Source organism: Amnibacterium sp., assembly GCF_025463795.1.
In the GTDB taxonomy this organism is placed as follows: domain Bacteria; phylum Actinomycetota; class Actinomycetes; order Actinomycetales; family Microbacteriaceae; genus Amnibacterium.
The window spans coordinates 1-10640 of sequence record NZ_JAODBE010000024.1 but is presented as its reverse complement, the minus strand read 5'-3'; the positions used below and the strand labels follow the sequence as shown (position 1 = coordinate 10640).

General features: G+C 71.0%; 13 protein-coding genes. 8 read left to right on the top strand and 5 right to left on the bottom strand.

The window, feature by feature from the left end:
* The 6 genes from sufB to JWQ92_RS01905 all read left to right on the top strand — a co-directional run.
* On the top strand, nucleotides 1–1181 hold a 1181-nt coding region (gene sufB / locus JWQ92_RS01930), incomplete at its 5' end, for a Fe-S cluster assembly protein SufB (protein WP_297342767.1).
* A 14-nt stretch (nucleotides 1182–1195) separates the two neighbouring features.
* Entirely contained in the window at nucleotides 1196–2458 is a 1263-nt protein-coding gene (gene sufD / locus JWQ92_RS01925) for a Fe-S cluster assembly protein SufD (protein ID WP_297342766.1), read from the top strand.
* Entirely contained in the window at nucleotides 2455–2796 is a 342-nt protein-coding gene (locus tag JWQ92_RS01920; RefSeq protein ID WP_297342765.1) for a non-heme iron oxygenase ferredoxin subunit, read from the top strand. The genes sufD and JWQ92_RS01920 overlap by 4 nt, the downstream gene beginning before the upstream one ends.
* A 29-nt stretch (nucleotides 2797–2825) precedes the next feature.
* Complete coding sequence (sufC, locus tag JWQ92_RS01915; RefSeq protein WP_297342764.1) at nucleotides 2826–3590, top strand: Fe-S cluster assembly ATPase SufC; 765 nt, start codon at nucleotides 2826–2828, stop codon at nucleotides 3588–3590.
* Entirely contained in the window at nucleotides 3587–3919 is a 333-nt protein-coding gene (locus JWQ92_RS01910; RefSeq protein WP_297342763.1) for a metal-sulfur cluster assembly factor, read from the top strand. Before sufC ends, JWQ92_RS01910 begins: the two co-directional genes overlap by 4 nt.
* A gap of 502 nt (nucleotides 3920–4421) precedes the next feature.
* Nucleotides 4422–5597 carry a right-handed parallel beta-helix repeat-containing protein gene (locus JWQ92_RS01905; RefSeq protein WP_297342762.1) on the top strand — a complete coding sequence of 392 codons (1176 nt, stop codon included), beginning with the start codon at nucleotides 4422–4424 and terminating at the stop codon, nucleotides 5595–5597.
* Between the two features lie 33 nt (nucleotides 5598–5630).
* Here JWQ92_RS01905 and JWQ92_RS01900 read toward each other — a convergent pair whose 3' ends face one another.
* Nucleotides 5631–6266 (bottom strand): biotin transporter BioY, encoded by a 636-nt coding sequence (locus tag JWQ92_RS01900; RefSeq protein WP_297342761.1) that lies wholly within the window; start codon nucleotides 6264–6266, stop codon nucleotides 5631–5633.
* 114 nt (nucleotides 6267–6380) lie between these two features.
* Between JWQ92_RS01900 and JWQ92_RS01895 the strand changes: the two genes are divergently transcribed.
* Nucleotides 6381–7979: an ABC-F family ATP-binding cassette domain-containing protein gene (locus JWQ92_RS01895; RefSeq protein WP_297342760.1), complete on the top strand. Its 1599-nt coding sequence runs from the start codon at nucleotides 6381–6383 to the stop codon at nucleotides 7977–7979.
* Between the two features lie 89 nt (nucleotides 7980–8068).
* Here the strand turns inward: JWQ92_RS01895 and JWQ92_RS01890 are convergent, their stop codons facing one another.
* The 3 genes from JWQ92_RS01890 to JWQ92_RS01880 are packed head-to-tail and all read right to left on the bottom strand — an operon-like array spanning nucleotide 8069 to nucleotide 9450.
* On the bottom strand, nucleotides 8069–8926 hold the full coding sequence (locus JWQ92_RS01890) for an SURF1 family protein (RefSeq protein WP_297342759.1): 858 nt from the start codon (nucleotides 8924–8926) through the stop codon (nucleotides 8069–8071).
* A gap of 3 nt (nucleotides 8927–8929) precedes the next feature.
* Complete coding sequence (locus JWQ92_RS01885; RefSeq protein ID WP_297342758.1) at nucleotides 8930–9136, bottom strand: hypothetical protein; 207 nt, start codon at nucleotides 9134–9136, stop codon at nucleotides 8930–8932.
* Complete coding sequence (locus tag JWQ92_RS01880; RefSeq protein ID WP_297342757.1) at nucleotides 9133–9450, bottom strand: DUF3099 domain-containing protein; 318 nt, start codon at nucleotides 9448–9450, stop codon at nucleotides 9133–9135. Before JWQ92_RS01880 ends, JWQ92_RS01885 begins: the two co-directional genes overlap by 4 nt.
* 84 nt (nucleotides 9451–9534) lie before the next feature.
* Between JWQ92_RS01880 and fabG the strand changes: the two genes are divergently transcribed.
* Nucleotides 9535–10242, top strand: coding sequence for a 3-oxoacyl-ACP reductase FabG (gene fabG, locus JWQ92_RS01875; protein WP_297342756.1), 708 nt, complete (start codon nucleotides 9535–9537; stop codon nucleotides 10240–10242).
* Nucleotides 10243–10297: 55 nt separating this feature from the next.
* Here fabG and JWQ92_RS01870 read toward each other — a convergent pair.
* Nucleotides 10298–10640: haloacid dehalogenase-like hydrolase (locus JWQ92_RS01870; RefSeq protein ID WP_297342755.1), on the bottom strand; the 343-nt coding region annotated here is incomplete at its 5' end.

The window sequence follows — 10640 nt, the reverse complement described above, 5'->3', positions numbered from 1 at the left end:
ACTTCGACAACATCAAGTACTTCGTGAAGTCCACCGAGCGCCAGGCGCAGTCGTGGGAGGACCTCCCCGAGGACATCCGCGCGACGTACGAGCGGCTCGGCATCCCGGAGGCGGAGCGCCAGCGCCTCGTCGGCGGCGTCGCCGCCCAGTACGAGTCCGAGGTCGTGTACCACCAGATCCAGGAGGAGCTGGAGGAGAAGGGTGTCATCTTCATGGACACCGACACGGCCTTGAAGGAGCACCCGGAGTTCTTCACCGAGTACTTCGGCACCGTCATCCCTGCGGGCGACAACAAGTTCGCGTCGCTGAACACCGCCGTGTGGAGCGGCGGCTCGTTCGTGTACGTGCCGAAGGGCGTGCACGTCGAGATCCCGTTGCAGGCCTACTTCCGGATCAACACCGAGAACATGGGCCAGTTCGAGCGCACGCTGATCATCGCGGACGAGGACTCGTACGTGCACTACATCGAGGGCTGCACGGCGCCGATCTACAAGAGCGACTCGCTGCACTCCGCCGTCGTCGAGATCGTCGTGAAGAAGAACGCCCGCGTGCGGTACACGACCATCCAGAACTGGTCCAACAACGTCTACAACCTGGTCACCAAGCGGGCCATCGCCCACGAGGGCGCGACGATGGAGTGGATCGACGGCAACATCGGCTCGAAGGTGACGATGAAGTACCCGTCCATCTACCTGGTGGGCGAGCACGCCAAGGGTGAGACCCTCTCCGTCGCGTTCGCCGGTCCCGGCCAGCACCAGGACGCCGGCGCCAAGATGATCCACATGGCCCCGTACACGCAGTCGTCGATCGTCTCCAAGTCGATCGCGCGCGGCGGTGGCCGCGCGGGCTACCGCGGCGAGGTGCGGATGGACCCGAACGCGCATCACTCCGCGAACACGGTGCGCTGCGACGCCCTGCTCGTCGACACGATCTCCCGGTCGGACACCTACCCGGCCATCGACATCCGCGTCGACGACGTGCAGCTCGGCCACGAGGCCACGGTCTCGAGGGTGAGCGAGGAGCAGCTCTTCTACCTGATGAGCCGCGGCATGCCCGAGGACGAGGCGATGGCGATGATCGTGCGCGGCTTCATCGAGCCGATCGCGCGGGAACTCCCGATGGAGTACGCGCTCGAGCTCAACAAGCTGATCGAGATGGGCATGGAAGGCAGCGTCGGCTGAGCGCCGGAACACGGATGACGAACGAGACCACTGCGACCACGACCACAGGCCGCTCGACGCCGGCCGGCGAGACGAACGTCGGGGGAAGCGCTACGGGAACGCGGCCGGCCGGGCCCACCGGACGGGGGCTCATCGCGGACGCGACGAGCCGGCACGAGCGATCCGCGGTGCCGGTCCAGACCCGCAACGAGCGCTTCTCCTCCACGGACGTGACCGCGTTCCCGCCCGTCACGGGCCGGGAGGCCGGCTGGAAGCTCACGCCGGTCGACCGCCTCGGCGCGCTGATCGACGGCGAGCTCGACGGGGGCCGCTACCCCATCACCGTGCAGGGGGACGGCGCCTCGACCGTCGGCTGGTCCGACCGGACGGATGCGCGCATCGGCACGGCGGGCATCCCGGAGGACCGGGCGTCCGCGAACGCCTGGTCGCACTTCGCGGAGGCCCTCGACATCCGCATCGCCGGTGAGGAGCCGGTGCATGTGACCGTGCGCCGCGACCGCCTCGGCAGCACTCCCCGCGCCGCGCACACGATCATCGACGTCGCCCCGTTCGCACGGGCCGTCGTCGTGCTCGACAACGCCGGCGAGGCCGTGCTCGCCGAGAACGTCGAGATCCTCGTCGGCGACTCCGCCGAGGTGACCGTCGTGACGCTCCAGGACTGGGCGGACGACGCCCGCCACGTCGCGAACCACTTCGCCAGGGTCGGGCGCGACGCGCGGCTGAAGCACGTGGTCGTCTCGCTCGGCGGCCTCGTCGTGCGGGTGAACCCCGCCGTGACCCTCGCCGGGTCCGGTGCCGAGGGCGAGCTGCTGGGCGTTTACTTCGCCGACGCGGGCCAGCACCTCGAGAGCCAGGTCTTCCTGTTCCACCAGGCCGACCACACCAAGGGCCGGGTCGAGTACCGCGGCGCCCTGCAGGGCGCCGGGGCGCACACGGTCTGGGTCGGCGACGTGCTGATCGGCCCGGACGCCACCGGCACCGACTCGTACGAGCAGAACCGCAACCTGGTGCTCACCGACGGCACCCGTGCCGACAGCGTGCCGAACCTCGAGATCGAGACCGGCGACATCGCCGGCGCGGGCCACGCCTCCGCCACCGGCCGCTTCGACGACGAGCAGCTCTTCTACCTGCAGGCCCGAGGCATCACCGAGGAGGTGGCGCGACGCCTCGTCGTCCGCGGATTCCTCGCCGCGGTCGTGCAGAAGATCGGCGTGCCCGAGCTCGAGACCCGGCTGCACGACGCGATCGAGGCCGAGCTCGCGGGGGAGCCTCGATGAGCACCGGCATCCGCGTCTGCGCCGTCGACGAGCTCGAGGTCGACACCGCCCTGCGCGTCGACCTCGGCGGCACGCCCGTCGCCGTCGTGCAGGACTCGAACGGCACCATCCACGCCATCGGGGACACCTGCACCCACGGTGACATCTCCCTCGCCGAGGGCTTCGTCGAGGACGACACCCTCGAGTGCTGGGCTCACGGCTCGAAATTCTCGCTCGCGAGCGGTCGCCCGCTCACCCTGCCGGCCTACCAGCCGGTCCCCGTCTTCCGGGTCAGCGTGGAGGGCTCCGACGTGCTCGTCGACCCCACGCCGATCCCCGCAGAGGAGCTGCCCGCCTGACGGCGGCGGCCCGACCGAAGGAACACCGCATGTCAACGCTCACCATCGCCGACCTCCACGTCAGTGTCGAGACCGACCAGGGCACCAAGCAGATCCTGCGCGGCGTCGACCTCCGCATCAACGAGGGCGAGACCCACGCCGTGATGGGCCCGAACGGCTCAGGGAAGTCGACCCTCGCCTACACGATCGCCGGGCACCCCAAGTACCACGTCGAGTCCGGAGCCATCCTGCTCGACGGCGAGGACGTGCTCGCGATGACCGTCGACCAGCGCGCCCGCGCCGGACTCTTCCTCGCGATGCAGTACCCGGTCGAGATCCCCGGCGTCACCGTCTCCAACTTCCTCCGCACCGCCAAGACCGCGATCGACGGCGAGGCGCCCGCGATCCGCGGCTGGGTCAAGGACGTGCGCGAGTCGATGGCCGCGCTCCGGATGGACCCGGGGTTCGCCGAGCGGAACGTGAACGAGGGCTTCTCCGGCGGCGAGAAGAAGCGGAACGAGATCCTGCAGCTCGAGCTGCTGAAGCCGCGGTTCGCCGTCCTCGACGAGACCGACTCCGGCCTCGACGTCGACGCCCTCAAGATCGTCTCCGAGGGCGTCAACCGCGCGAAGGCGAACACCGGGCTCGGCGTGCTGCTGATCACCCACTACACGCGGATCCTCCGATACATCACCCCCGACTTCGTGCACGTCTTCGTCGCCGGCCGGGTGGCGGAGGAGGGCGGCCCCGAGCTCGCGGATCGGCTCGAGGACGAGGGCTACGACCGGTACGTCGGCGAGCCGGTGGCGTCATGAGCACCGTCTCCCTCGCGCCGGACCGCTTCGACGAGATCTCCGAGGCGCTGAAGGACGTCGTCGACCCGGAGCTCGGTGTCAACGTGGTGGACCTCGGCCTGATCTACGACCTCAACTGGGACGATGAGAACGACGCCCTGGTCATCAACATGACGCTGACGTCCGCCGGTTGCCCGCTCACCGACGTGATCGAGGACGAGACAGCGCAGGCCCTCGACGGCCACGTTGAGCGGTTCCGCATCAACTGGGTGTGGATGCCGCCCTGGGGACCGGATCGGATGACCGACGACGGCCGCGACATGATGCGGGCCATCGGCTTCCAGATCTGACGCTGGTGCCCATGGTCGTGGATGCGCGAGCGCGGCCGAGGCGCTGTGGGCGTCGGGCCGGTGCCGTGCGGCGGCCCGGCCTCCCGTTCCACAGGTCGGCTCCCGGCGGCGGGCTGCGCCTCGTGCGCCTCGAACGGCGGAGACGACGATCCGCCCGGCCGCATCCCTAGCGCGGGATCCTCATCCCATTCGCCGACACGCCGCGTCGATACCGAGCTGCGATGTGGCGCGGGCGTACGGTCCACGGATTCGGGCGGCCACGTGCTGCCGCTGTTCGGGACGCGAGACGATGAGAACGGGGTGGAGCCGTAGGTCCGGCTCGACCCGCCCGTTGCACGCCGAGGCGTGCGGCCGGCAGTGAGGACACGCCATGATGCGACGGACGACCTGGTACGAAGCGACGGAGCAGCGCGACGGCTCCCGACGGCCTCGACCGCACGGGAGCCACCGGGGACGCCGCCCTCGCGGCGCCTTGCGTGGGCTGCTCGCGAGCGTCGCGGTCGTGACCGTCGTCCTGGTAGGTGCGTCCGCGGTCGCCAGCACGCAGGGTGTGCAGGCCGATCCCGCAGGCCGCATCTCGGCGGCGTCGTGCGGTCGTCACGGGTCCCCGTACGCCCTCGCCCTCGCCCGCGTCGCCGTCGCGATGCACCTCTGCCGCACCGTCCATCGGCCGGTGATCGGCACGCCGAGCGCGGCTGCCGCGGCTCGCTGGACGCCGGTCCCCACCTGGCCCGCCCTGACCCACCGACCCGTCGTCCGGCCGACGCCCACCACGCGCACGACCACACCGGCGGTCACGACCCCGTCACCCGTCGTCCCGACCGACTCGCCGAGCCCGACGCCCACCACGTCCACCCCGTCGACGGTCCCGGCGGGGTCCACGGCCGCGTTCGGTTCGGGACCGTCGTCGCCGGCCGTGACCTGCAACGGCAAGTCCCACGTCACCATCAGCGGACTCACGTTCAGCGGGATCGGGAACGACGTGCCCGCGATCACGATCCGCAACTGCAGCGACGTCACGATCACCCAGAACGACTTCCTCGACGACGCCGAACCGATCTACGTCGTCAACTCGACCGACGTCACCATCACGTCGAACCGGTACCGGAACATCACCGGGCCCTACCAGCGCAACGGATCCCACCGGGGCAACTTCACCCAGTGGGAGAACTCGACCGGTGGCGCGATCAGCGGCAACGTCGGCATCGGAGGGAACACCGAGGACATCGTCTCGATCTACAAGAGCGGCGGATCGAGCGCCTCGACCCCGCTCGTCATCGAGAACAACACCTTCGAGGGCACCGACTGGGTGAGCCCGAGCGGGTCCGGGATCCTCGTCGGCGACGGCGGGGGCTCGCACATCGTCGTCCGCGGGAACACGCTCATCAACCCCGGGCAGATCGGTATCGGCGTCTCCGGAGGCAGTGACATCCACGTCACCGGCAACACCGTCTTCGGGCAGCAGCGCACGTCGTCCAACGTGGGCATCTACGTGTGGGGCCAGGGGACCGCGTGCTCGGCGATCGAGGTCGCCGGCAACACCGTCGACTGGAAGAAGGCGTCCGGCGTGGTCTCCGGCGCCTGGAACGGCGGCAACTGCGGGACCATCGCCGGCTGGGCGAGCAACGCGTTCACCGCCACGATCCCCGACGTCCCGGCGCTCCACGTCACCCTCTGACGGGACCCGTCCCCGTGCTCGCGGGCGCCGGGACTACTTCGCTCGACCGGAGCGGCCGAGCGCCCTCCACGCGAGGGGCAGGAGCAGGCCTGCGAGCAGCGCCTTCAGGGCGTCGCCGAGCAGGAACGGGAAGAACCCGGCACCCCACACCGCCGCCCAGAGCGAGTCGTAGCGCAGCGCGCCGTGCCAGACCGAGGGGCCGAACCCGTTCAGCACCATGGCGAGCCACGGCAGGCCGAAGGCGTACATGACCGCCGCGCCGGCGAGGAACGACACGATCGTGCGGAGCACGACCCGGTCCCACTGCAGCTGCGCGAGCCATCCGACGAGCGCGGCGGCGGCGATGAAGCCGATGATGAACCCGCCGGATGTGAGCGCGAAAAGGTTCCCGGAGTGCTGCTCGGCGAAGATCGGCGCGCCCAGCACGCCGGCGACGAGGTAGAGGGCCATCGAGAGGGCGCCGCGGAGCGATCCGAGCGTCGTGCCGACGAGCAGCACCGCGAAGGTCTGCCCCGTGATCGGCACGGGCCAGATCGGGATCGCGAGCTGCGCGAGGCCGGCGGTCAGCGCGGCGCCGGCGAGCACGAGTGCGGCGTCGACGACGAGGGACCGGGGGAGCACCCGGTCGGCGAGGACCGGGCGGCGCGGGGCGAGGGAGACGGTCGACAACGGCACTCCTAGGGTCTGCACGCGGACGGCCCGGCAGCGGGCCCTGAACTACACTAGAGGGCTGCTTTCCCGGAGCCCGTCGTGGGTTCCCTCCACCGGAATCGAGGTCTCGCTGTGCTCGCCGTGCACGATCTCGAGATCACCGTGGGTGCCCGCCTGCTCATGTCCGACGTCGAGTTCCGGGTGGGCGACGGCGACAAGGTGGGTCTCGTCGGCCGGAACGGCGCCGGCAAGACGACCCTGACCAAGGTGCTCGCGGGCGACGCGCAGCCGAGCGCCGGCCGCGTCGAGCGCTTCGGCGAGATCGGCTACCTGCCGCAGGACCCGCGCGCCGGCGACCCGCAGCACCTGGCCCGCACCCGCATCCTCGACGCCCGCGGAATCGGCACCGTCGCGCTGCAGCTCGCCGCCGCGACCGAGGCGATGGGGTCCGCGGACCCGCTGGTCGCCGAGAAGGCGCTCGGCCGGTACGCCCGGCTCGAGGAGGAGTTCCTCGCCCGTGGCGGCTACGCCGCGGAGGCGGAGGCGGCCGCGATCGCGTCCAACCTGAAGCTGCCCGACCGCATCCTCGAGCAACCGCTCTCGACGCTCTCCGGCGGCCAGCGGCGCCGCATCGAGCTGGCCCGCATCCTCTTCTCCGACGCCGGCACGCTGATCCTCGACGAGCCGACGAACCACCTCGACGCCGATTCGGTCGTCTGGCTCCGTGACTTCCTGAAGACGTACAAGGGCGGCGTCATCGTCATCAGCCACGACGTCGACCTCGTCGGCGACGTGGTCAACCGCGTCTTCTACCTCGACGCGAACCGCCAGGTGCTCGACGTCTACAACATGGGCTGGAAGGCGTACCTCAAGCAGCGGGAGAGCGACGAGCAGCGTCGCAAGCGGGAGCGCGCGAACGTCGAGAAGAAGGCGTCGGCGCTGCAGCTGCAGGCGGCGAAGATGGGTGCCAAGGCGACGAAGGCGGTGGCGGCGCAGAACATGGTGCGCCGCGCCGAGCGGATGCTGTCCGGCCTCGAGGAGGTGCGGCAGTCCGACCGCGTCGCGAAGCTCCGGTTCCCGGATCCGGCACCGTCCGGCCGCACGCCGCTGATGGCGCGGGACCTCAGCAAGTCGTACGGCTCCCTCGAGATCTTCTCCGCCGTCGACCTGGCGATCGACCGCGGCTCGAAGGTCGTCGTGCTCGGCCTGAACGGGGCGGGCAAGACGACGCTGCTGCGGATCCTCGCCGGCGTCGACGCGCCCGACACCGGCGCCGTCGAGCCCGGCCACGGGCTCCGCATCGGCTACTACGCCCAGGAGCACGAGACCATCGACGTCGAGCGCAGCGTGCTCGAGAACATGCTCTCCGCCGCGCCGAACCTCTCGGCGACGGAGGCTCGGCGGGTGCTCGGGTCGTTCCTGTTCACCGGGGACGACGGCGAAAAGCGTGCCGGCGTGCTGTCCGGCGGCGAGAAGACGCGGCTCGCCCTCGCGATGCTCGTCGTGTCGGCGGCGAACGTGCTGCTCCTCGACGAGCCGACGAACAACCTCGACCCGGCGAGCCGCGAGGAGATCCTCGGCGCGCTCGCGAACTACGCAGGCGCCGTCGTGCTCGTCAGCCACGACGAGGGGGCGGTCGAGGCGCTGAACCCGGAGCGGGTGCTGATCATGCCCGACGGCACGGAGGACCACTGGAACCCGGACTACGCGGACCTGATCAGTGTCAGTTGACATCGGCACGCGGGTCATCGCCCGGGGTGCGTCGACGCCCGCTCAGCGTTCCGGCCTGATGTGACGGGTCGGCCGCGGTCGGCGTCGAGCTACCGGTCCGCGTCGAGGAGGGAGTCCTCCACCGCCTCGTCGGACGGCGCGCGGGTGCTCCGTCGGGCCGCCGCGCGTTCGTCCGCTTCGAGGATGTCCGGGTCGCCGGCATCGCGGAGGCTGCGCCGGACGGACCAAGCCAGGCCGAAGAACGCGATGAGGGCGAACATGATCCACTGGATCGCGTAGGAGAGGTGCGTGCCCTCGTCGTCACCGAACGACGGCGGCTCGAGCGGGATCGGGTTCCTGGCGGCCGGCGGCGTCTCGCTCACCATGAGGCCGTACGCGCCCGTGAAGGTCGGCGCGCCCACGTCCTTCGCCACCGCGCCGAGGTCGATCGATGGGATCTCACCGGCCGGCGCGCTGCGCCCCGGGATCGCGTGCTCGTTCGCCTGGAGCCGGGCGACGACCGTCACGCGGCCCGACGGGGGAGGAGGGACGGTGTCCGGCCGGTCCTGCTTCGTACCCACGTTGAGGAAGCCGCGATCGACGACGAACACGTCGCCGTCCGGGAGCCGCAGCGGGGTGAGCACCTCGAATCCCGGGTTGCCACCGAGCTGCCGGTCGCGGACGAGCAGCTGGTCCCGCACGAGGTAGGTGCCGGTGACCTGCACCTGCATCCACTGCTGATCGGACGAGTAACCGCCGAGTCCGCGGAGGACGTCGCCGAGCGGCCGGGGCTCGGCGTTGTAGTTCGCGACCACGAGCGCGTTCGCGTGCGCCGTCTCGGCACGTCTCGCGAACTGCCACCACGACAGCAGTGCGCAGCCGATCGCGAAGGCGACGGCGAGCGCGAGCGGCTTGCGCCACCGGCCGTCGCGGGCGAGGGCCTGCAGGACCGCGAGGACCTGGTGCATCGCCTAGGTCACCACCGTCGGGCGCACCTCGAGCGGGAAGTCCCTGGCGGTCAGGAAGTCCACCAGGAACGGGCGGTGCTCGTCGCACGCGAGCCAGGTCTTCGTCCGGGTCGCGTCGTGGAGGCGGGGGTTGCGCCAGTCGATCCGCCAGGTCGCGGCCGCGCGGCAGCCCGCCCTCGAGCACGGCCCTGCGGCCGCGCCGACGATCACTGCCGGCGTTGCTCGATCGCCGGGGGCGGGACCACGCCGGGGCGGACCGGCTCGGCCGCCCCACTCGATCCCACGTTCGCGAGCACCACGGCAATGTACGGCAGGATCACGGCGCCGACGCCGAATATGTACCGCCACCAGTCCGGCACGACCACCAGCAGCACGAGGCACACCGTGCGCACGCTCATCGTGATCGTGTACTTCCGCATGCGCTTCTTCCGGTCCTCGAGCGGCGAGTTCCGGAGCGACGTGGCGGACTGGACCTCGGGCGACGAGCGACGTCGCAGGGCCGGCGCATTGATCAGGTGGACCACAGTGCCGCCAGGCTACGCCCCCGGCAGGGGGCGTCCTGGCGGCCCCGATAGGCTCCCGGAAGGTTCACTGGGAAGGGGTGCGCGATGACCGCACGGACTGTGCTCGTCACGGGCGGCAATCGCGGGATCGGTTATGCCATCGCCGAGGAGTTCATCGCCGCCGGCCATCGAGTCGCGGTCACGGCGCGCACGGGAGAGGGCCCGGAGGGTGCCCTCATCGTGCATGCCGACGTGCGTGACGCTCATAGCGTCGACCACGCCTTCAAGGCGGTCGAGAAGGCCCTCGGCCCGGTGGAGGTCGTCGTGGCGAACGCCGGCATCACCCGGGACACCCTTCTTCTGCGGATGACCGAGGAGGACTTCGACTCCGTCGTCACCACCAACCTCGGTGGCGCGTTCCGGGTGGTGAAGCGTGCATCGAAGGGGATGCTGAAGGCCCGCTTCGGTCGCGTGATCCTGATCGGCAGCGTCGTCGGCCTCCTGGGCTCGGCGGGGCAGGCCAACTACGCCTCCTCCAAGGCGGCGCTCATCGGGTTCGCCCGCGCGGTCACGCGCGAGCTCGGGGCGCGCGGGATCACGGCCAACGTCGTCACGCCCGGCTTCGTCGAGACCGACATGATCGCCTCCGTGCCGAAGGCGACGATGGAGGACTACCTCTCACGCGTCCCCGCCGGGCGGTTCGGGACGCCCCGCGAGGTCGCGCAGGCGGTCCTCTGGCTGGCGAGCGATCAGGCGGCGTACGTGAACGGCGCCGTGATCCCCGTCGACGGCGGCCTCGGCATGGGGCATTGACCCGCACGTACCCCGGGCGGAGGCGGTTCCTCGCTCGATCGCGCGGTCCGGCTCGCTAGTCCAGTCCCAGCAGCCCGATCACGGGCGTGAGGTCGCGGCCGGGCAGCACGACCTGGGCGCGGTCGCGGACGGCCGGCTTCGGGTCGAACCCGATGCCGAGGGCCGCGGCGTCCAGCATCAGGAGGTCGTTCGCGCCGTCGCCGATCGCCACGGTCCGGGAGCGCGGCACGCCCGCCTCGGCCGCCCACCGGAGCAGGGCGCTGCGCTTCGCGTCCGCGTCGACGATGGGGCCGTCCACCCGGCCGGTGAGCCGCTCGTCCGCGACGCCGAGCGCGTTGGCGCGCCAGCGGTCGAGGCCGAGCTCGTCCGCGAGCGGCGCGAGCACGCGGTCGAAGCCG

Coding starts and splice junctions, on each gene's coding strand:
- sufD (WP_297342766.1), top strand. CDS start 1,196: ATGACGAACGAGACCACTGCGACCACGACCACAGGCCGCTCGACGCCG.
- JWQ92_RS01920 (WP_297342765.1), top strand. CDS start 2,455: ATGAGCACCGGCATCCGCGTCTGCGCCGTCGACGAGCTCGAGGTCGAC.
- sufC (WP_297342764.1), top strand. CDS start 2,826: ATGTCAACGCTCACCATCGCCGACCTCCACGTCAGTGTCGAGACCGAC.
- JWQ92_RS01910 (WP_297342763.1), top strand. CDS start 3,587: ATGAGCACCGTCTCCCTCGCGCCGGACCGCTTCGACGAGATCTCCGAG.
- JWQ92_RS01890 (WP_297342759.1), bottom strand. CDS start 8,926: ATGCACCAGGTCCTCGCGGTCCTGCAGGCCCTCGCCCGCGACGGCCGG.
- fabG (WP_297342756.1), top strand. CDS start 9,535: ATGACCGCACGGACTGTGCTCGTCACGGGCGGCAATCGCGGGATCGGT.